General features: G+C 64.8%; 20 protein-coding genes and 1 tRNA gene. 16 read left to right on the plus strand and 5 right to left on the minus strand.

Features of this window, described 5'->3' with window-relative positions; genetic code table 11:
* Positions 1-3 precede the first annotated feature (3 nt).
* The 8 genes from H3H36_RS07330 (at position 4) to H3H36_RS07365 (ending at position 7,257) form a co-directional block, all read left to right on the plus strand.
* The gene (locus H3H36_RS07330) at positions 4-1,098 is read left to right on the plus strand and encodes an ABC transporter permease (RefSeq protein ID WP_182215774.1); all 1,095 of its coding nucleotides are present in this window, start codon (positions 4-6) and stop codon (positions 1,096-1,098) included.
* 43 nt (positions 1,099-1,141) lie between these two features.
* Positions 1,142-1,642 (plus strand): DUF2141 domain-containing protein, encoded by a 501-nt coding sequence (locus H3H36_RS07335; RefSeq protein ID WP_182215777.1) that lies wholly within the window; start codon positions 1,142-1,144, stop codon positions 1,640-1,642.
* A gap of 10 nt (positions 1,643-1,652) precedes the next feature.
* Positions 1,653-2,327 (plus strand): ABC transporter ATP-binding protein, encoded by a 675-nt coding sequence (locus tag H3H36_RS07340; protein WP_182215779.1) that lies wholly within the window; start codon positions 1,653-1,655, stop codon positions 2,325-2,327.
* Positions 2,324-3,559: an ABC transporter permease gene (locus H3H36_RS07345; protein ID WP_182215781.1), complete on the plus strand. Its 1,236-nt coding sequence runs from the start codon at positions 2,324-2,326 to the stop codon at positions 3,557-3,559. Before H3H36_RS07340 ends, H3H36_RS07345 begins: the two co-directional genes overlap by 4 nt.
* A gap of 20 nt (positions 3,560-3,579) precedes the next feature.
* Positions 3,580-4,308: an outer membrane lipoprotein-sorting protein gene (locus H3H36_RS07350; RefSeq protein WP_182215783.1), complete on the plus strand. Its 729-nt coding sequence runs from the start codon at positions 3,580-3,582 to the stop codon at positions 4,306-4,308.
* On the plus strand, positions 4,305-5,552 hold the full coding sequence (locus H3H36_RS07355) for a hypothetical protein (RefSeq protein ID WP_182215785.1): 1,248 nt from the start codon (positions 4,305-4,307) through the stop codon (positions 5,550-5,552). The genes H3H36_RS07350 and H3H36_RS07355 overlap by 4 nt, the downstream gene beginning before the upstream one ends.
* A gap of 349 nt (positions 5,553-5,901) precedes the next feature.
* Entirely contained in the window at positions 5,902-6,411 is a 510-nt protein-coding gene (locus tag H3H36_RS07360; RefSeq protein WP_182215787.1) for a DUF6622 family protein, read from the plus strand.
* A 96-nt stretch (positions 6,412-6,507) separates the two neighbouring features.
* Entirely contained in the window at positions 6,508-7,257 is a 750-nt protein-coding gene (locus H3H36_RS07365) for a tetratricopeptide repeat protein (protein WP_182215790.1), read from the plus strand.
* Positions 7,258-7,269: 12 nt separating this feature from the next.
* Here the strand turns inward: H3H36_RS07365 and H3H36_RS07370 are convergent, their stop codons facing one another.
* Positions 7,270-7,581, minus strand: a complete 312-nt coding sequence (locus H3H36_RS07370; protein WP_182215792.1) for a cupin domain-containing protein — start codon at positions 7,579-7,581, stop codon at positions 7,270-7,272.
* 144 nt (positions 7,582-7,725) lie between these two features.
* Here H3H36_RS07370 and H3H36_RS07375 point away from each other — a divergent pair, with 144 nt between their 5' ends.
* Positions 7,726-8,679, plus strand: coding sequence for a helix-turn-helix domain-containing protein (locus tag H3H36_RS07375; RefSeq protein WP_182215794.1), 954 nt, complete (start codon positions 7,726-7,728; stop codon positions 8,677-8,679).
* Between the two features lie 13 nt (positions 8,680-8,692).
* Here H3H36_RS07375 and H3H36_RS07380 read toward each other — a convergent pair whose 3' ends face one another.
* From H3H36_RS07380 to H3H36_RS07395, 4 genes are all read right to left on the minus strand, one after another.
* The gene (locus tag H3H36_RS07380) at positions 8,693-9,496 is read right to left on the minus strand and encodes a transporter substrate-binding domain-containing protein (RefSeq protein WP_182215797.1); all 804 of its coding nucleotides are present in this window, start codon (positions 9,494-9,496) and stop codon (positions 8,693-8,695) included.
* 70 nt (positions 9,497-9,566) lie between these two features.
* On the minus strand, positions 9,567-10,325 hold the full coding sequence (locus H3H36_RS07385) for a UDP-2,3-diacylglucosamine diphosphatase (protein ID WP_182215799.1): 759 nt from the start codon (positions 10,323-10,325) through the stop codon (positions 9,567-9,569).
* A 64-nt stretch (positions 10,326-10,389) separates the two neighbouring features.
* Positions 10,390-10,884, minus strand: coding sequence for a peptidylprolyl isomerase (locus H3H36_RS07390; protein WP_182215801.1), 495 nt, complete (start codon positions 10,882-10,884; stop codon positions 10,390-10,392).
* A 178-nt stretch (positions 10,885-11,062) separates the two neighbouring features.
* A complete protein-coding gene (locus H3H36_RS07395; RefSeq protein WP_182215803.1) occupies positions 11,063-11,677 on the minus strand; it encodes a peptidylprolyl isomerase in 615 nt (204 codons plus the stop codon).
* Between the two features lie 283 nt (positions 11,678-11,960).
* Between H3H36_RS07395 and cysS the strand changes: the two genes are divergently transcribed.
* The 7 genes from cysS to H3H36_RS07430 all read left to right on the plus strand — a co-directional run bounded on the left by cysS (position 11,961) and on the right by H3H36_RS07430 (position 18,508).
* Positions 11,961-13,352 (plus strand): cysteine--tRNA ligase, encoded by a 1,392-nt coding sequence (gene cysS, locus H3H36_RS07400; RefSeq protein WP_182215805.1) that lies wholly within the window; start codon positions 11,961-11,963, stop codon positions 13,350-13,352.
* A complete protein-coding gene (locus H3H36_RS07405; RefSeq protein WP_182215807.1) occupies positions 13,352-14,020 on the plus strand; it encodes a DNA-3-methyladenine glycosylase family protein in 669 nt (222 codons plus the stop codon). Before cysS ends, H3H36_RS07405 begins: the two co-directional genes overlap by 1 nt.
* A 64-nt stretch (positions 14,021-14,084) precedes the next feature.
* Complete coding sequence (locus H3H36_RS07410) at positions 14,085-15,059, plus strand: acetyl-CoA carboxylase carboxyltransferase subunit alpha (protein WP_182159502.1); 975 nt, start codon at positions 14,085-14,087, stop codon at positions 15,057-15,059.
* A gap of 104 nt (positions 15,060-15,163) precedes the next feature.
* A complete protein-coding gene (gene tilS / locus H3H36_RS07415; RefSeq protein ID WP_229219788.1) occupies positions 15,164-16,555 on the plus strand; it encodes a tRNA lysidine(34) synthetase TilS in 1,392 nt (463 codons plus the stop codon).
* Between the two features lie 141 nt (positions 16,556-16,696).
* Entirely contained in the window at positions 16,697-17,944 is a 1,248-nt protein-coding gene (locus H3H36_RS07420; protein ID WP_182215809.1) for an aspartate kinase, read from the plus strand.
* Between the two features lie 114 nt (positions 17,945-18,058).
* A tRNA-Ser gene (locus tag H3H36_RS07425) sits at positions 18,059-18,151 on the plus strand.
* A gap of 159 nt (positions 18,152-18,310) precedes the next feature.
* Complete coding sequence (locus tag H3H36_RS07430) at positions 18,311-18,508, plus strand: hypothetical protein (RefSeq protein WP_182215811.1); 198 nt, start codon at positions 18,311-18,313, stop codon at positions 18,506-18,508.
* The last annotated feature ends 940 nt before the right edge of the window (positions 18,509-19,448 follow it).

Here is a 19,448-nt window from a genome sequence, read left to right on the forward strand (position 1 = left end):
CTGATGCACCTTGTGCGCGCCGACCTGGCCATGTTCCTGCGTGGGCGGCTGGCGCTGTTCTGGACCTTCGCGTTTCCGCTGCTGATGCTGGTGATGCAGATGGCGCTGTTCGGCAACGACGTCAAGCTGGGCCCCGTGTCGCTGGCCGTGGTCGACCAGGACCACAGCGAGGAAAGCCGCGCCTACACGCGCCATTTGCGGGCCGGCCTGCGCCAGCAGCACAGCGTGGAGTTCAACCTGCTGCCGGAATCCGACCCGCACGCCGACTTCGTGCTGACCATTCCATCGGGCTTCGCTGCCAACGCGGCGGCGGGCCGCAGCACGCAATTCGCGCTCAGCGGCGGGCAGGGTGGCGGCGCGGCCTACGACGCGGCCTACGGCATGTTGCGCGGTTATAGCGACGCCTACAACCTGAACGGCTTGCAGGCCGCACCGCGCGTCGCGCTGCCGCCGCCACCCCAACCGCGGCAGGGCGAGGGGACGCTCGATTACCGGCTGTTCCTCGTCACGGGACTGGCCGGCATGGTGATCCTGTCCACCAGCCTGATGGGCTTCGCCGCGCCGCTGGTGGCCGCGCGCGAAGGCGGCATGTTCCGCATGTACCAGCTGTTCCCCATGCCGACCGGGGTGGTGGTGGCGGCATGGTGCGTGTCCCGGCTCGTCATCATGCTGGCGGCCAGCCTCGTGATGTTCTTCGCCGCCTGGGCCATCTACGGCGTCCATATCACTTCCGGCGCCATGCAGGTCGCCGCCGCCGCCGGCGTACTGGCGTTGGGCGCGGCGGCCTTCCTGGCCCTGGGCCTGTTGATCGCGGCGCTCACCAACAGCGTGACGGCGGCCACCATGCTGTGCAACCTGCTGTATTTCCCGCTGCTTTTCTCCGGCAACCTGATGGTGCCGGTGGGCGGCTTGCCCAAGCTGCTGCGCGATGCGCTGGATTGGATGCCGCTCAACGCCATGATGGCCAGCGTACGGCGCGGCCTGACGGGCGCCATGGCATGGAACACGGAAGCCTATAGCCTGGTGCTGCTGTCTGTGATGCTGGGCGCTTGCCTGGCATTGTCGGCACGCCGGTTCACCTGGATGCCGCGCGCCTGACGCCGGCAACCGCAAGAGGATGGAATTGATGCAGCAGTCTCAAATGAAGCCCGTACAACCTGCCACCACGGCCAGCGGCCGGCGCCGGCGCTTGCTCGCCGGCGCATTGTGCGCCGCCGCTGGGGCGGGCGTGTTGATGGCCTTGCAGTTCGGACGCGCACCAGTGGCCCAGGCCGCGAAGGCAGGTGCGGCGGCGGATCTGGCCGTTCATCTGACGGGCGTGGCCGGCAACGCGGGGCAGGTCCTGGCCGCCTTGTGCGACCGGGACGGCTTCCTGAAACGGTGCGCCCATATGGTGGCCATGCCGGCGGCACCGTCGATGACGTTGCGGTTCAAGCACATCGTCCCCGGCCGATACGCCGTGATGCTGTTCCATGACGAGAACGAGAACGGCCTGTTCGACAAATCCCCCAATGGCATGCCGCTGGAAGGCTATGGCTTCTCGCGTAATGCGCGCGGCAAGTACGGGCCGCCTTCGTTCGACGATGCGGCCATCGAGCTGAAGCCGGGTGCGATCTCGATCGACGTTGAACTGACATATTGAAAGGCGGCGCATGACAGCTATCGTGGAAGTGGATGCCGTTTGCCGGCACTTTCAGCGCGGCGGCGAGCGGATTGTGGCGCTTGACGCCGTATCGTTTCGCATCGACCAGCCTAGCGTGACGGCCATCGCCGGCCCGTCGGGCAGCGGCAAAAGCACGCTGCTGGCCATGCTGGCGCGCTTCGACCAGCCCGACAGCGGCACCGTGTCGGTGGGCGGTGAGCGGTTGGACCGCATCGCCGAAGCGCAGCTGGACCAGTACCGCAACCGCCGGCTGGGTTTCGTGTTCCAGCAATTTAACCTGGTGCCTTCCCTGACGGCGCAGGAAAACGTGGAACTGGCGCTGGCCATGCACAAATTGCCGGCGGCCGAGCGACGGCGCCGTGCGGCCGCAGCGCTGGAGCAGGTGGAGATGGGCCACCGGCTGCACCATGCGCCGGCCGAGTTGTCTGGCGGCCAGCAGCAGCGCGTGGCCATCGCGCGGGCGTTGGTGAACCAGCCCAGTCTCGTGATCGCCGATGAACCGACCGGCAACCTCGATGGCAAGACGGCCCAGCAACTGCTGGAGCTGATCGCCCGTCTGCAACACGAGATGGCCACCACCTTCGTCATCGCCACCCACGACCAGCGGGTGATGGACATGGCGCAGCGCGTGATTCATCTGGCCGATGGCAGGCTGGCCGCATGATGCAATGGCTGATGCTCGCGCTGCGCAACGTGCGGCGCAATGGACGGCGCGCGCTGCTGCTGTCCGGGACCATCGCCGTTGGCACGCTGGCGCTGGTGCTGTTCGTGTCCTACATCGCCGCGTCGCTGGACGGCCTGCGCGAGAGCACCATCCGTGGTGGGCTGGGACATGCGCAACTGGCCAGCGCCGGCCAGTTCGACGGCTACGCGGACCAGCAGTTGCAGTTCGGGCTGGAGCGCGGCCGGCTGGAACAGCTGGAGGCGCTGCTGGCGCGCCAGGAACAGGTACGCCGGGTGGTGCCACGGCTGCAGTTCAGCGGGCTGGTGTCGAACGGGCCGCGCACGCTCAATTTCGAAGGGACGGGTGTGATCCCCGAGCGCGAGCGCCAGGCGTTTGGCGCCTTCCAGACCTTGTCGGCCGGCGCGCCGCTACGCGGCGGGGCGGAAGGACGTTACCAGGTATTGCTGGGCAAGGAGATGGCGCGCCGGCTGTCGGTGCGGCCCGGCCAGTCCGTCACGCTGATGACGAGCACCGTCAACGGCAGCATCAACGCCATCGACGTCGATGTGGCGGGGCTGGTGGCGACTGGCGTGCCGCAGACGGATTTGTACCTGCTGCAGCTGCCGCTGGAGACGGCGCAGGAACTGCTGCGCACGGATAAGGTGTCCAGCGTCGCCGTGCTGTACCGGGACACGAATCGGGCCGACGCCATGTCGGCACAGCTGCGCGCATTGCTGGCGCGGGATGGCCGGATCGAATTGCGCAGCTGGCAGCAGCTGGCGCCCTTGTATGCTCAGGTGCTGGCCCTGTATGGCAACCAGTTTGCCGTGTTCGGCGTGGTGATCTGCATCGTCGTGTTCCTGGGCGTGGCGGCGATGACGCTCACCACGATCTACGAGCGCGCTAAGGAGATCGGCACCATGCGCGCCATGGGCATTCCCCATGCGATGGTGCGGCGGCTGTTTGTGCTGGAGGGCTTGCTGCAAGGCGTCGCGGGGGCGTGCGCGGGCGCGCTGGCCGCGTATGGCACCACGCTGCTGATCAATGCGGCCCATGTGGAACTGGCGCCGCCACCGGGGCGTAACGTGGGCGTGCTGCTGCAATTGCTGTGGGTGCCCGAGTACAGCGCAGCCATCGTTTGCGTGCTGCCGCTGGTGGCGATGGCGGCCGCGTGGTTCGTCAGCCGGCGCATCGGCCGCATGCCCATCCTGGCCTCCCTTTCCCTGCAGTGAACGACTTTATGTGATTGACCATGATGCGTGGTGCATTGCGCTGCTTGTTGTTGGCGGGTGTGCTGGCCGCGTCGCCCGCGTTCTCCGCCACCCCATCGGCGCAGGAGATTTTGCGTCAGGTGGACCATTACCGCCTGCCGCTGGACAGTTTCGAAGCCGCCGTGCGCATTGTCCCCGTCCAGGGCGGCAAGGAGCAGGAGCCGGGCACCTACGTGGTGCGCGGCGCCAATCGCAATCAGGCGCTGGTGGAAGCGACCAGCGTGGATCAGCGCGGCGAGAAGTTCCTCACCACGGACGGCGGCATCTTCTTCTACGCGCCGCGCACGCGCCGGGCGATCCGCTTGACGCCGTTGCAGACCTTGCGCGGCAAGGCGTCCATCGGCGACCTGGCGCGCATCAGCTTCGCCAACGATTACGATGCCACGCTCGCCGAGACGCCGCCCGGCTGCGCGGCCGATTGCCTGGCGCTTGATCTCCGCAGCAGGAACGAGGCGGCCACCTACACCCGCATCACGCTGCTGGTGGGACGGCAGCATGGCCAATACGTGCCGTTGAAGGCCATGCTGCATGTGGCCAGCGGCAAGCTGCTGAAGGTGGCCGTGTTCGACGCCGCCAGCGGCGGCCTGCCGCCAACCACACGTTACCTTGATCCGCAATTGCCGGACGACGAAACGCGGGTGGTGTATGAAAAGATCCGCAGCGTGGCATTCCCGGCCAACACCTTCAATCCACGCAGCCTGGAACAATGAGCGTGCGGCTGCCGGTAGTGATAGCGGGCGTGCTGCTATGCGGCGGCGCGCATGCCGACGAGGGGGCGGATTGGGTCGGAGGTTTTGTCCTGGGCGGCCAGGAGGCGGTGCACTTGCAAACGACGCCGCTCAACATCGACAATTTTCTCGGCATCCCCGCCCGCAAGACAACGCTTGCCGCATTGTTGGAAGGGCGCTGCCACGACATCACGTGGCGTGCCCGCGTCGAACTCCGCCACACCGATATCGATGGCGATCACACCGGCTTCACGGCGACCGTGCAGGAAGTGAACCGCGTGTTCGCGTTGTCGCCGGGTGTAACGCTTTCGGCGGGCAAGCGGCTGTATGCGCTCGATCCCGGGTTCGTCAATCAGCCGCTGGGGTTCCTGCAAAAGCGCACCGACTTGAGCGATCCGCTCGACACGCTGGGCCAATCCGAAGGCTTGCCGATGGTGGTGTTGAGCTGGACGGGCGCGCGGGCCAACGCGGCCGCCATCTACAGCAAGGACGCGCGGCGCCATGCGGATGGCTACAACCGTGGCGTGGAGCAGGCCATCATCAAGCTGGGATACGAGTTTGACCAACTGAGCGCCAGCCTGCTGCTGCGCCGCGCCAATGGCGAATCGCGCGGGGCGGGCATGGCGCTGAGCGGAGCCGCGGGAGACAGCTTGTCATGGTATGGATCGGCCTACACGGCGCTGGGCACACAGCGTCCGATCCTCCCATCCTTGCTGACGCCGGCCGTTGACGGCGATGCCGGCCCCGGTCCCTGGCGGGCTGACGATGGCCGACGCTACACGCGCGCCACGGTTGGCATGACCTGGGCATTTGACCCGCTGCCCAAGCTGCAATTGGAGTATGCGTACGATGGCCGGGGCCTGTCCGATGGCCAATATGGTGCCATGCAGGCGCTCATCGCGCGCAATGGGGAGATGCCACTGCCGGATGCGGCCCGCAAGGGCATGCAGGCGCAGGTCGCCCAAATGTTAACCAGCCAGGGCGCGCGACGGCGCTACCTGAGCGTGTCGCTGGCGCAGACGGTGGGCGGCTGGGAGTTTGGCGGCGGCATCTATGTGGGCCAGGACGATCGCAGCAAGGTCTGGCATGGGACGGCTGACTACCGTTATTCGAGCCGCCTTACGTTGATGTTGTCCGCCTTGCGCCAGAACGGTGCAGCCAAGTCGGAACGGGCGTTGTCGCCGCTGGGCGGCAGAGTCGCCGCGCGTTTGCGCTGGGCATTTTGAGGTCGCTCGCGTATCGGCGAATCGGTGTTCGAATCGGTGTCAGGTCTGTCATTTGGACACGCGGGCATTCCCCTTGAGGTTCATCAATCGATGACGAACTCTCACATGGTAAGCAACTCCTGGCGTGTCTATTTCAACGATCGAAGAGGCGCGTATTGAGAAAACTCAAAGAGTCTTATCGACTGTCCGAATGACAGACCTGACACCGGTAGTGACGCTGGCGGTGGCGTTTGGCGCCGCCTGGATGCAGTTGGCGCCGCAGTATCCGCATTTTGTCGCTTCGGCTCCTTTGGACGACGTGGACGGGGCATAGTGGTATCACTTCTTCAACAAACCAACGGAGTCCACCATGTTGCAGCAAATCGTCAGCCACACCCCACTGTATGTCTGGTTCATCCTGGCTTTCCTGATCTCGCGCGGCATGGCCGCCAGCGCTGACCGTGACGTGACCATGCGTAACCTGGTCATCATCCCCGCCGTGATGCTGGTGCTGTCCTGGCTCGATATCAACAACAAATTCGGCTTCGACGGCCTGGTGGCCGCCGGCTGGGGGATCGGTGCGCTGATCGGCGCCGGCCTCGTATGGCGCAATTTTGACAGCGGCAGCATCTCCTATTCTGCGGCCAGCGGCGCGATCCGCCTGCGCGGCAGCTGGCTGCCGCTGGCGCTGATGATGGCCATCTTCTGCACCAAGTACGCAGTGGCCGTGCTGTTGGCGGTGCTGCCCGCTGCCCGCGAGAACTCGCTGTTCGTGGTGGCCGTGTGCATCGTGTTCGGTATGTTCAACGGCGCCTTCCTTGGCCGCCTGGCTTGCCAGATGGCCGTCTGCCAGCGTGCCATCGGCACGGTGCGGGCTTGAGCGGGACGGGCGATGCCGGCCCGGTGGTGATGCAGGTTGTCGCCACCGGGCAGAGGTTCTACAATCGGCCCCATCGATTTTTCAGATAGGGCAGTCATGGCGATTTTTGGTATAGGTTTGCACGTGCTGGTGGCGTTGTTCTTCGCCGTGCACGTGATCCGCAGCGGGCAGCAGATGTATTGGCTGCTGATCCTGTTCTCGTTTCCCATGTTGGGCAGCATCGTATATTTCGTGGCGATCTACCTGCCCAACTCGCGCCTGGACCATGGCGCCCGCAAGGTGGTGGCCGCCGCCGCCCGCTCGCTGGACCCCACGCGCGAACTGCGCGAGGCGCGCGCCGCCTTCGACTATACCCCCACCGCACAGAACCAGATGCGCCTGGCCGCCGCCCAACTGGAGGCGGGCGATGCCGATGGCGCCACCGCCAGTTACGAGGCGTGCCTGCAAGGCCCGTTCGCTGGCGACCTGGAGATCCGTTATGGCGCCGCGCGCGCCAACGTGGCCAGCAAGCGGGCGCAGGCCGCCGTCGGCCACCTTGAGTTGATTCGCCAGCGCGATCCCAATTTCCGCGCCGAGCAAGTGTCGCTGCTGCTGGCGCAGGCGCTGGCCGGTGCGGGGCGCCAGGATGAGGCGAAGGCGGAATTCGAATTCGCGCTGGCGCGCTTTGGCAGCTTCGCCGCCCGCGCCGAATTTGCCATCTGGGCGGCCACCACAGGCGACGCGGCACTGGCCCGCGAACTGTATCCCGAACTGGATCGCACCATGGCGCGCTGGAATGGCGCCACCCGCGACATGAACGCGGCGCTGATCCGCCGTCTGAATTCAGCCATGAGCGGCGTCCGCTGACTTCGCAACGCTTCAGCGCTCCACGGCCCGTTCGATGACCAGCACGCGCGCCTCGCCGCGCGGGTGGGCCACGTGGGCGCAGCCCTCGCCGGCGAAGAACACGTCGCCCGCGTGCAGTAGGGCGCTGCCTTCCTCGCCCGCCTCGCGGTAGAACATCTCGACCGTGCCATCGAGCACGGCGAACACTTCCTCCCCATCGTTGACGTGCCATTCGAACGGCTGGTCCGTCCAGTGCAGGCGGCTGGAGATGCCGTTCATGGTGGCGATGTCGATCGCGCCCCAGGCGCGGCTGGCCGTGAATTCGCGGCTTCTGATCACTTGCATGCTGTTTTCCCTTTGCGTTGAAGGAGCCGCGCACCATGCGGCGGTCCATGGCGGTAGTGTGGCCGCTGGCAGATTGCGCCGCCAGTGGCCTGAATATGCATGTTCGATATAATCGGGCCAATCATTCAACTGGCCGGGAGCCGCATGCAAACCCATACCATCGCCGTGCTGGCGTTCGACGGCATCAGTCCTTTTCACCTGTCCGTGCCGTGCAATGTGTTCGGCGCGGACTGCAACGAGGGCGGCCAGCGCATCGCCTTGCTGGTGTGTGCCCAACAGCGTGGCCTGCTGCGCACCAGCGCGGGCTTCGACATCCAGGTGCGCCACGGACTGGCCGCGCTGGCGCGGGCCGATACGGTGATCGTGCCCAGTTGGAGCAGCCCGGACGACGTGCCGCCGCCCCCGCTGTTGCGGGCCTTGCGCGCGGCCCATGCGCGCGGCGCGCGCGTGGTGGGCTTGTGCCTGGGCGCGTTCGTGCTGGCGGCGGCCGGCTTGCTGGACGGGCGTCCCGCCACCACGCACTGGCAAGGGACACAAGCGCTGGCGCGCCGCTACCCGCGCGTGCATGTGCAGCCGGACGTGCTGTACGTGGACGATGGCGACGTGCTGACCTCGGCCGGCACGGCGGCCGGCATCGATTGCTGCCTGCACCTGCTGCGCACCTTGTGCGGCAGTGCCGTGGCCAGCCACGTGGCGCGCTGCATGGTGGTGCCTCCGCACCGGCAGGGCGGCCAGGCCCAGTACGTGGAACGGCCGATGGCTGATGCGGCGGGCGGCGAGCGCTTCCTGGCGCTGCTGGACTGGCTGGGCCGCCATCTGCACCGGCAGCATGACCTGGATACGCTGGCTGCGCGCGCGCTGATGAGCCGCCGCAGTTTCACGCGCCGCTTCCGGCAGGTGACGGGAACGACGGTGCTGCAATGGCTGCTGGCGCAGCGGCTGGCCCTGGCGCGGCAACTGCTGGAGACGAGCGCACATCCGGTGGAGCGGGTGGCGGAGCTGGCGGGATTCGGTTCGGCGCTGTCATTGCGCCAGCATTTCGGCAAGGCTCTGGGCACCACACCGAGCCGCTACCGGCGCGAGTTCGGCGGCCAATGAGGGGGCGCGCGGGTCAGGGATGCTGGCGCGCCCTGCGCTCGTCGTCGGCCCCTTGCGTGCTGCGCACGGCGCCGCCGGTGGCCGTGATGGCCTGGTTGATCTTGTCCATCACCTGGGGCGAGATGTCGCGGCTGCACACGATGTAGCGTTTCAGCCCCGGCGGCATGTCGGGAAAGTCCAGCCGGGTGGTCGAGCGCAGGATGGGTTCGCGGCGGTGGACGTACTCCCAGTCCTCGCGGTCCACCAGCATGAATGAGGCGCGCCCCACGCTGAGCATGCGCATCATGGAGGTGGTGTCGACCGTGCGGCGCATGATCTTATTGGCGCTGCGGGCGATCATGGCGTCCAGTTCCGGGCCGTAGGACACGCCATCGACCACGCCCAGCGTCAATTGCTGGTCCGCCAGCAGCGCGGCCAGCGTGGCGTGGCTTTTTACCCGTTCGAGCGCGTCGGCCGACACCAGCACGCTGTGTGGCGGATCGATGGAGATGGGCAGCGTGTATTGGCTCACGGCCTCGCGTTCGGGCAGGCGATACCAGCTGAACGAGCAGTAATTGGTGGCGCCGTGGCTGAAATTGGCCCAGATCCGCTTCTGCGGCTCGGGCGCCAGGCGGGTGGCGATGCCGGCGGCGGCGAAGATGGCTTGCGTGCGTTCGAGCAGGAAGCCTTTGGGCATGCCGTTTTCCAGGTAGTGGTAGGGCGGCTTGTCACGCCAGCTGACCGTGACGATGGGCGAGGCCGATGCGGCGACGCTAGTCCCCAGCAGCAGGAATGTTGCCAGCAGGGCTGGGCGGGCGTTGTGCGGGACGGTCAGCATATGCAAGCGATTATAGGCAGCACGCAGGCGAAAGTCACGCTGATGGCAAAGCTGCAATACTGGTGCGTGCTCAGGCGTCCAGCGTGCCGTCCAGCTTGTGGCGCGTGATGGCGCCTTGCGCGTCGATGGCGATCCAGCCGCCGCGCGGCGGGGTGGCGTCCGGCTCCCAGTCCGGCAGCACGTAGCGGCGCCTGTCGCCCACCGTGTGCAGGGCGGGGCGGTGGGTGTGGCCGTGGATCATGATGCGCGCGCCGGTGGCGGCGAACACGCTGTCGATGGCCGGCGGCGCCACGTCCATGATCTCGTAGGATTTGTTGCCCTGGTCCTCGCGGCTGCGCTCGCGCATGCCGGCGATGATGGCCTTGCGCTGGGCCAGCGGCATGGCCACGAACTGCTGCTGCCACTGGGGCTGGCGCACCATGGCGCGAAATGCCATGTACTTGCTGTCGTCCGTGCACTGGGCGTCGCCGTGCAGCAGCGCCACGCGCTGGCCGGCGATGGTGGCCACGTGGATTTCGGGCAGCAGGGTCAGGCCGGCCGCTTGCGCGAAGCCGGCGCCGACCAGGAAGTCGCGGTTACCGGCGATCCAGTACACGGCCACGCCGGCGTCGGCCACGCGGCGCAGCGCTTCAATAATCTGCTGGTGATAGGGATCGTGCAGGTCGTCGTCACCAGCCCAGTATTCGAACAGGTCGCCCAGCAAATAGAGTTCGCGTGCATGGCGGGCGTGCTGTTCCAGGAAATCCAGGAAGGCGCTGGTGGTGTGCGGGTGGGACGCTTGCAGATGCAGGTCGGAGATGAACAGGGCGAGCGGGTGCGGTGTGGGCATTGCGGGAATCCGGAAAGGCCGCCGCCATTGGTGCGGCGGCCCTGGTTGAAGCGACGCTTGACGCTTAGGCGGCGGCTTCCACTTTTTCGATGATCACGTCTTCCACTGGCACGTCGGCGAACATGCCGCTGCGGGTGGTCTTGACTTTGCGGATCGCGTCCACCACGTCGGTGCCGTCGGTCACTTTACCGAACACGGCGTAGCCCCAGCCGTCCTGGCCTGGGTAGTCCAGGAAGCTGTTGTTTTTCACGTTGATGAAGAACTGGGCCGAGGCCGAGTGCGGGGCCGAGGTGCGGGCCATGGCCAGGGTGTAGGGCTCGTTCTTCAGGCCGTTCTTGGCTTCGTTTTCCACCGTGGTGTCGGCTGGCTTTTGCTTCATGCCTGGCTCGAAACCGCCGCCCTGGATCATGAAACCGTCGATCACGCGGTGGAAGATGGTGTTGTCGTAGTGGCCGGCGTTCATGTAGGCCAGGAAGTTGGCGACCGTCTTCGGTGCTTTTTCAGCGTCCAGTTCGGCGGTGATCTTGCCCAGGTTGGTGGTGATGATAACGGTGGTCATAAGGCATCCATGTGTGAGTTGTTATTCAAGAAGTCATTTCAAAAAGCCCATGGCGTCGTTGTGGCGCCTTGCCGTGCAGGCGCACTGTCTTCGGCGCCACGCCTAGCCATGGTCATTTTGAAACAACTTCCAGGTACTGGCCCGGTGCGGCGTGCGCCTGGCCGGGCAAACCGCTATTTTACAGTTTTGGCTGCACGGGGGTCTTCAAAATCGTGGCCGAGGTGATCTCCACCGGCACCACGGGCACATTCTGGAACATGCCCTTGTCATCCACCAGCACGCCTTTGATCTTGTCGACCACGTCCTGGCCCTTGACCACCTTGCCGAACACGGTGTAACCGAAGCCGTCGCGGCCCGGGTAGTTGAGCGCCTCGTTGTCGGCCACGTTGATGAAGAACTGGGACGTGGCCGAGTTGGGATCGGCCGTGCGGGCCATGGCGATGGTGTAGGGCGCGTTGGTCAAACCGTTGTTGGCTTCGTTCTGGACCGGCTTTTTGGTCGGCTTTTGCTTGAGGTTCTTGTCGAAGCCGCCGCCCTGGATCATGAAGCCGTCGATCACGCGGTGGAAGATGGTGCCCTTGTAGTGGCCGCTTTTCACATATTGGAGGAAGTTGTCCACCGTCTTGGGCGCCTTGTCGTGGTCGAGTTCGACGACAATCTCGCCCATGGTCGTTTTCATCGACACTTGCGGCGTGGCGTCGGCCGCCAGCACGGCGCCGGACAGGGCCACGCCCGCGAACAGGCTCATGAATTTGCCGATGGTGGGCAGGCGTTGTTGCAGGGTGGAAAGCATGTTGGATTCCTGGTCAGATGGGATGTGCTAAAAAGGAAAGTACTTGAATATTCTCAGGGTGCTGCAAAAAACCTAAGGTATATCGGGCCAGCCGGGATTTTATCAATGCTATACTTGACGACGACGTTCCATTCTAACCCGACAAGGTTGGAAAAAAGAACAATAACGAGGACCCCGTCAGTTTCCATGGTAATCACCCGCGTGCCGGCGCCCCACCCTCCAGTGTGGGCGCTACGGCGCCGTATTGCCGACTGGCCGGTGCCTGCATAACAGCAAGAGTGCGATGAGCAATTTAAAGATTTACAACACGCTGGCGCGTGACAAGCAGACCTTCGTTCCCATGGTGGCCGGCAAAGTGGGCATGTATGTCTGCGGCATGACCATCTACGATTATTGCCACATCGGCCACGCCCGCATGATGATGGCCTTCGACGTGATCTACCGCTGGCTGCGCGCCAGCGGCTACGACGTCAACTACGTGCGCAACATCACCGACATCGACGACAAGATCATCAAGCGCGCCGTGGAGAACGGCGAATCGATCTCGCAGCTGACGGCCCGTTTCACCCAATACATGGACGAGGACACGACGGCGCTGGGCATCCTGCCGCCGACCCAGGTGCCGCGCGCCACCCAGTACGTGCCGCAGATGCTGGCCCTGATCGAAAAACTGGAAAGCAAGGACCTGGCCTACCAGGGCGCCGACGGCGACGTCAATTACGCCGTGCGCAACTTCCCCCAATACGGCCGCCTGTCGGGCAAGTCGCTGGACGATTTGCGCGCCGGCGAGCGCGTGGATGTCAACACGGGCAAGCGCGATCCGCTCGACTTCGTGCTGTGGAAGTCGTCCAAGGAATCGGAACCGGACGAAGTGAAGTGGGACTCGAAATGGGGCAAGGGCCGTCCGGGCTGGCACATCGAGTGCTCGGCCATGTCGTGCGCGCTGCTCGGCGAGCAGTTCGACATCCACGGCGGCGGCGCCGATCTGCAGTTCCCGCACCATGAGAACGAGATCGCCCAGTCCGAAGGCGCGTTTGGCCACACCATGGTCAACTACTGGATCCACAACGGCTTCGTGCGCGTCGATAACGAGAAGATGTCCAAATCGCTGGGCAACTTCTTCACCATCCGCGACGTGCTGAAGAAGTATGACGCCGAAGTGGTGCGCTTCTTCATCCTGCGCGCCCACTACCGCAGCCCGCTCAACTACTCGGACGCCCACCTGGACGACGCCCGCGGCGCCCTGACGCGCCTGTACACGGCGCTCGACGGCGTCGATGGCGACGGCTTGCCGCTGGACTGGAACGAGGAACACGCCAAGCGCTTTGCCGAAGCGATGGACGACGACTTCAATACGCCGCTGGCCGTGGCCGCGCTGTTCGACCTGGCCACGGAGCTGAACAAGACCAGGTCGCCCGTGCTGGCGCGCCAGCTCAAGGGTCTGGCCGGCGTGATCGGCCTGCTCGAACGCACGCCGCAGCAGTTCCGCCAGGCCAGCGTGGGCGAGGCCGGCGGCCTCGATGAAGCGGCCATCGCCGACGCCATCGCGCGCCGCAAGGCCGCCAAGCAGGCGCGCAACTTCGCCGAATCCGACGCGATTCGCGCCGAGTTGCTGGCGGCCGGCATCATCCTCGAAGACAAGCCTGACGGCAGCACCAACTGGCGCCGCGCATAATGGTTCCCGCCAAGGAGATGAACGTGGGCGGCGCTGCCGCGGCTGCGACAGCGGCCGTGCCGCCGTACTGGGAAGACGCCAAGATCGAGCTGATGAAGCGGGACCGCATCATGAAGAAGCTGATCCCGCAATTTGGCGACCTGCACCTGGTCGGCCATGACGACCCGTTCACCACCCTGGCCCGATCCATCGTGGGGCAGCAAGTGAGCACCAAGGCGGCCGACGCGGCCTGGGGCAAGCTGCTGCTGGCCTGCCCCAAGTGCACCCCGGCCCAGGTGCTCAAGGCCGGCGCCGAGCAACTGGGCGGCTGCGGCCTGTCCAAGCGCAAGACCGAATACATCCTCGACCTGGCCGACCATTTCAAGGCGCGCCGCGTGCACGCCAGCCAGTGGGACCAGATGGAGGACGAAGCCGTGATCGCCGAGCTGGTGCAAATCCGCGGCATCACGCGCTGGACGGCCGAGATGTTCCTGATCTTTAACCTGCTGCGCCCCAATGTCCTGCCGCTGGACGATGCGGGCCTGATCCAGGGGATCAGCGTCAATTATTTTTCCGGCGAACCCGTCTCGCGCAGCGACGCGCGCGAGGTTTCGGCCAATTGGGAGCCATGGCGCACGGTGGCCACCTGGTACTTATGGCGTAGTCTGGACCCGGTTCCTGTAGAATAATGACTCTAATCGCCGGGCGCGGTCTTTTTTCGTTCGCCTGGCTGAGCAAAAACACGGAGGTACAATGACTAAAACGACTTTCCTCAACTTCGAGCAACCGATCGCGGAACTCGATTCCAAGATCGAAGAGCTGCGCTTCGTGCAAGACGATTCGGCCGTCGATATTTCGGAGGAGATCGACCGCCTGGCCAAGAAGAGCCAGCAGCTGACCAAGGATATCTACGCCAAGCTCACCCCTTGGCAGGTCGCGCAGATCGCGCGCCACCCGCAGCGCCCGTACACCATGGACTACGTGAACGAGATCTTCACCGACTTCCATGAACTGCACGGCGACCGCAGCTACGCCGACGACCTGTCCGTGGTGGGCGGCCTGGCCCGCTTCAACGGCCAGGCCTGCATGGTGATCGGCCACCAGAAAGGCCGCGACACCAAGGAACGCGCCATGCGCAACTTCGGCATGCCCAAGCCCGAAGGCTACCGCAAGGCCATGCGCCTGATGAAGCTGGCCGAAAAATTCGGCATCCCCATTTTCACCTTCGTCGACACGCCGGGCGCCTTCCCCGGCATTGACGCGGAAGAGCGCGGCCAGTCCGAAGCGATCGGCCACAACCTGTACGTGATGGCGGAACTGAAAGTGCCGCTGATCGCCACCATCATCGGTGAAGGCGGTTCCGGCGGCGCGCTGGCCATCGCCGTGGGCGACGCCGTGCTGATGCTGCAGTACGCGACCTATTCCGTGATCTCGCCCGAAGGCTGCGCCTCCATCCTGTGGAAGACCTCCGAGCGCGCCGCCGACGCGGCCGAAGCGCTGGGCCTGACGGCGCACCGCCTGAAAGCCATGGGCCTGATCGACAAGATCGTCAATGAACCGCTGGGCGGCGCCCACCGCGATCCCAAGCAGATGGCCACGCTGCTCAAGCGTGCGCTGGCCGACTCGCTGCGCCAGTTCCACGGCATGAAGACCAAGGACCTGCTGGCCGCGCGCCACGAAAAGCTGATGAGCTACGGCAAGTTCAAGGAAACCACGCCGCAGGAGTAATCCTTTCCACCCAAACAAATCGGGGACGTACCCCGGTTTTTCTTTCGCGAAAAACCGGGGTACGTCCCCGATTTTTCTTTTTGCCTATGTTTTTGGAGCGCCGATTGAGCAAGCAACAAATTCCCACGCTCGCTTCTACCTTTGTCCAGACGCTGGACGCGATGGGGCAGGGCGCGGCCCGCATGGCCGTCGCCCTGAGCGGCGGACTCGACTCGTCCGCGCTGCTGCACCTGGCGCACGCGTGGGCGCAAGAGCACGGCGCCGCGCTGCACGCGTTCCACGTCCACCACGGCCTGAGCCCCAACGCCGATGCGTGGCAAGCGCACTGCGAACAGGCCTGTGCCGCGCTGGGCGTGCCATTCGCCGCGCGCCGCGTGCAGCTGGATCCGGCGGCCGGCACGGGCACGGAAGCGGCGGCCCGCAAGGCCCGTTACGCAGCGCTGGGCGGCATGTGCCGCGAGCACGGCGTGACGCTGCTGCTGACGGCGCATCACCTGGACGACCAGGCCGAGACGGTGCTGCTGCAACTGCTGCGCGGCTCCGGCCCGGCCGGCCTGTCCGGCATGGACGCGGCCAACGCCGCCCCCGGTCTGCTCGACAACGACACCTTGCTGATGGCGCGCCCGCTGCTGTCGGCTTCGCGTCCGCAACTGGAAGCCTACGTGGCCGAGCATGGCATCGCCTACGTGAACGATGAATCGAACTCGGATCCCCGTTTCGCCCGCAACGCCTTGCGCCACCAGGTGATGCCGGCGCTGGCGCAAGCGTTCCCCGGTTTCCAGCAGCGCTTCGCGCGCAGCGCCGCGCATGCGCAATCGGCCCAGCGGCTGTTGACGGAAATCGCGCAGCAAGACCTGGCCGCCTGCCTCGATGGCGACTGCATCGACATCGGCCACCTGCGCCAGCTGAGCCTGGACCGCAGCTATAACCTGCTGCGCCACTGGTTCGGCACACGCCAGTTGCGCATGCCCAGCACGGCGTGGCTGTCCGAGATGGTGACCCAGCTGCTGGAAGCGCGCTACGACGCCCAGTTGCTCGTTACCCACCCCGACTGCCACGTGCGGCGCCACCGCGACCGGCTGTACCTGACGCCCAAGCTGGCCGACCTGCCCGGCACGCGGGAGGATCAGTTCGACCAGAGTCCCGGCCAGGATTTTGTGTGGCAGGGCGAAGCGTCGCAGGCTTTCCCGGCCTACGGCGGTGTGCTCCATTTCGACCGGGCCGACCAGGGCTTCGCGCCCGACTGGCTGCGTGCCCAGGCGCTGGTGATCGAATTCCGGCGCGGCGGCGAGCGGCTCAAACTGGCGCCCAACCGTTCTACCCGGCCGCTGAAATACCACTACCAAGAGTGTGGGATTCCCGCCTGGGAACGCGGCCGCTTACCCGTGGTGCGCACGGCCGCCGATGTGCTGTACGCGGCCGGGCTGGGCATGGATTGCCGTCATGTCAGTGATGAGGCAGGCCAGCGCATCGCCTTACGCTGGGAGTCTGTATAGACAAGCTTTCATTCACGCAATTTTGCATGTAGATATGCCGATACAGTATGATTTTATGCGGTTTTTGTCTTGTTATTTTGCAGTGCGGCATGTACAGTAAAGGGCTCCATTTATTCCTATTTGAGCGGAAAACTCACTGTTATGGCTTTAATCGTGCACAAATACGGCGGTACGTCGATGGGTTCGACGGACCGTATCAAGAACGTCGCGCGTCGCGTTGCCAAATGGCATGACGCCGGACACCAGATCGTCGTGGTGCCATCGGCAATGTCGGGCGAAACCAACCGTCTGATCGCGCTGGCAAAGGAAATCCAGGCCCAGCCTGATCCCCGCGAACTGGACATGATCGCCTCCACGGGCGAGCAAGTGTCGGTCGGCCTGCTGTCGATGGCGCTGCTGGCGCTGGGCAAGCAAGCCGTGTCCTACGCTGGCTGGCAAGTGGCGATTAAAACCGATTCCGCTTTTACCAAGGCCCGTATCCAGTCGATCGACGACGAGAAAGTGCGTCGTGACCTCGACGCCGGCAAGATCGTCATCATCACCGGCTTCCAGGGTGTGGACGAGCATGGCAACATCTCGACCCTGGGCCGTGGCGGTTCGGATACCTCGGCCGTGGCCATCGCCGCCGCCATGAAGGCGTCCGAGTGCCTGATCTTCACCGACGTGGACGGCGTGTACACGACCGACCCGCGCGTGGTATCGGAAGCGCGCCGCCTGAAAGCCATCACGTTCGAGGAAATGCTGGAACTGGCATCGCTGGGCTCGAAAGTCTTGCAGACCCGTTCGGTGGAGTTCGCCGGCAACTACCGCGTCCCCACGCGCGTGCTGTCGTCGCTGACCGACCCCATGATAGACCTGGAAGAAGAAGCCAACTCGGGTACCCTGATTTCGTTTGAGGAAGATACACACATGGAACAAGCAGTCATCTCCGGCATCGCATTCAACCGTGACGAAGCCAAAATCACCGTGCTGGGCGTGCCGGACCGTCCAGGCGTGGCCTACCACATCCTGGGCCCGGTGGCCGACGCCAACATCGAAGTGGACATGATCATCCAGAACCAGTCCGTCGATGGCAAGACCGACTTCACCTTCACCGTGTCGCGCAACGACTACGCCAAGGCGATGGACGTGCTGGCCGCGTGCAAGGAAGAGCTGGGCGCCGCCAGCTTCCAGGGCGACGCCAAGGTGTCGAAGATCTCCGTGGTGGGTGTGGGCATGCGCAGCCACGTGGGCGTGGCCTCGCAGATGTTCCGCACGCTGTCGGAAGAGGGCATCAACATCATGATGATCTCGACTTCCGAGATCAAGATTTCCGTGCTGATCGACGAGAAATACATGGAACTGGCCGTGCGCGCGCTGCATAAAGCGTTCGGTCTGGAAAAAGCGTAAATATTTCGAAAAAAAATCGTCACTAACCTTGACCAAACAGACGACGGTCTATACTATGGCGGTCGTCTGCTCTAGCGCGGTTTGGTTAGAAAGACATAGTTGAGAAATCGACTAGGAGACGTGGCCGAGTGGCCGAAGGCACTTCCCTGCTAAGGAAGCATACGGGCAAAACCTGTATCGTGGGTTCGAATCCCACCGTCTCCGCCAACACAAGAGGGAAAAAATGAAGTTGTTTGGCCTACCCCCCAAACAACCCCTCAAAGCCGATGAGATTGAATGAGATAGCTGATCGGTTAGGTTTAAGCAGATAGCCCGCTAAATAGCGGGCTTTTTGTTATGCGGACGCAGGCTGAGGCGCTGGCCGCTATGAGCTGGGTCGCGCTGGCCGCGTTTGCACCCGTGGCTGCATCACTGGTCATGGCCGTTTCTGACGTGTCGGCTAGCCGGTTCGTGCTGGCTGTGCGGCTGTCGTTGGCCGTCGCGCTCTTGGCGCAGGCCGCAACCCATGTCGTGACGGCGTTCCGAGTGCTGGCGGCGCTGGCTGCCTCACTCAAACCCGCCTGATCCTGAGTAAGGCCGTCCTTCGTGTCTTGGGCGGTGGCCGCCTCAGTGATGTCAGTGTTGATAGCGCCGGACGCCTGCAAATTGAGCGCGATTACGTTGCCCAGCGGCGCGGTATAAGATTGCGCGGTGAAGTCCTCGCCGCCGTGTCGGTCGTCGTGCCGATTGCCGACGAGCTGATGCGGGCGGCATGCACGTCGCGCCGGACCTGAACACAGTCGCCCACAATTGCCGGCAGCCAGGAGCGGCCAACCTGGGCTTCGGTATCATGGACGTGCAGAATAGGCGTACCGGGATCGGCTTCACGCCCGGCCAAGACCTGAGCGCGCCACCAGTGGGGCAGGTGGGGCGGGTGGGACAAGCGCCCAGCTTGCCACCGGCCTGCACGACCTTGTGCCCCGTGCCGCCAATGTCGGCCCCCCCCCAGCACGGGTGAGCGTGCCAGCATCGAGACGACTCGCCTCGACAGCATCAAAGCAGCGGCTTACGCGAATGGCGGTCTGGTTGGTCCGGCCAAATATGACAAGTGCGGCAATTTCGTGCAGCCCGACAAAAGCAACGCCGCTGTGCTACCAGGCCGTACCGGCTGACCGTGCAGGTGATGCCCGCGCCAACTTGCGCTAGGGCGGCGGCTTCATCAATCTGGACAACGAGCCGGATAACCAGAACAGCTACAACCTGTCCGGCATGGGGCTGGCTCCGACCGTGTTGAACGACAGCCCGGTTCATGACCTGATGCGGGGCGGCGCATTGCAAAGCCTGCTGGGCGCTATCGCCAAGTCATCGGGCAATGCCAACGGCGGCATGATCCAGGCGCCAAGGAACGGCACCAGCGATTCCGTGGACTCTGTCGCTGGCTTGCCGGTCGCCGTCAGCAATGGCGAGTTCCGTGTCCCTGCCGCTGTCGTACAGGCGCTGGGGTGGGACTTCTTCGACGAGCTGT

Origin of the sequence: Rugamonas fusca (assembly GCF_014042365.1) — a bacterium.
Classification (GTDB): Bacteria; Pseudomonadota; Gammaproteobacteria; order Burkholderiales; family Burkholderiaceae_D; genus Rugamonas; species Rugamonas fusca.

Excerpts from the sequence above, each read along its gene's own strand:
- H3H36_RS07330 (WP_182215774.1), top strand. The coding sequence starts at position 4 with ATGCACCTTGTGCGCGCCGACCTGGCCATGTTCCTGCGTGGGCGGCTG.
- H3H36_RS07335 (WP_182215777.1), top strand. The coding sequence starts at position 1,142 with ATGAAGCCCGTACAACCTGCCACCACGGCCAGCGGCCGGCGCCGGCGC.
- H3H36_RS07340 (WP_182215779.1), top strand. The coding sequence starts at position 1,653 with ATGACAGCTATCGTGGAAGTGGATGCCGTTTGCCGGCACTTTCAGCGC.
- H3H36_RS07345 (WP_182215781.1), top strand. The coding sequence starts at position 2,324 with ATGATGCAATGGCTGATGCTCGCGCTGCGCAACGTGCGGCGCAATGGA.
- H3H36_RS07350 (WP_182215783.1), top strand. The coding sequence starts at position 3,580 with ATGATGCGTGGTGCATTGCGCTGCTTGTTGTTGGCGGGTGTGCTGGCC.
- H3H36_RS07355 (WP_182215785.1), top strand. The coding sequence starts at position 4,305 with ATGAGCGTGCGGCTGCCGGTAGTGATAGCGGGCGTGCTGCTATGCGGC.
- H3H36_RS07360 (WP_182215787.1), top strand. The coding sequence starts at position 5,902 with ATGTTGCAGCAAATCGTCAGCCACACCCCACTGTATGTCTGGTTCATC.
- H3H36_RS07365 (WP_182215790.1), top strand. The coding sequence starts at position 6,508 with ATGGCGATTTTTGGTATAGGTTTGCACGTGCTGGTGGCGTTGTTCTTC.
- H3H36_RS07370 (WP_182215792.1), bottom strand. The coding sequence starts at position 7,581 with ATGCAAGTGATCAGAAGCCGCGAATTCACGGCCAGCCGCGCCTGGGGC.
- H3H36_RS07375 (WP_182215794.1), top strand. The coding sequence starts at position 7,726 with ATGCAAACCCATACCATCGCCGTGCTGGCGTTCGACGGCATCAGTCCT.
- H3H36_RS07380 (WP_182215797.1), bottom strand. The coding sequence starts at position 9,496 with ATGCTGACCGTCCCGCACAACGCCCGCCCAGCCCTGCTGGCAACATTC.
- H3H36_RS07385 (WP_182215799.1), bottom strand. The coding sequence starts at position 10,325 with ATGCCCACACCGCACCCGCTCGCCCTGTTCATCTCCGACCTGCATCTG.
- H3H36_RS07390 (WP_182215801.1), bottom strand. The coding sequence starts at position 10,884 with ATGACCACCGTTATCATCACCACCAACCTGGGCAAGATCACCGCCGAA.
- H3H36_RS07395 (WP_182215803.1), bottom strand. The coding sequence starts at position 11,677 with ATGCTTTCCACCCTGCAACAACGCCTGCCCACCATCGGCAAATTCATG.
- cysS (WP_182215805.1), top strand. The coding sequence starts at position 11,961 with ATGAGCAATTTAAAGATTTACAACACGCTGGCGCGTGACAAGCAGACC.
- H3H36_RS07405 (WP_182215807.1), top strand. The coding sequence starts at position 13,352 with ATGGTTCCCGCCAAGGAGATGAACGTGGGCGGCGCTGCCGCGGCTGCG.
- H3H36_RS07410 (WP_182159502.1), top strand. The coding sequence starts at position 14,085 with ATGACTAAAACGACTTTCCTCAACTTCGAGCAACCGATCGCGGAACTC.
- H3H36_RS07420 (WP_182215809.1), top strand. The coding sequence starts at position 16,697 with ATGGCTTTAATCGTGCACAAATACGGCGGTACGTCGATGGGTTCGACG.
- H3H36_RS07430 (WP_182215811.1), top strand. The coding sequence starts at position 18,311 with ATGAGCTGGGTCGCGCTGGCCGCGTTTGCACCCGTGGCTGCATCACTG.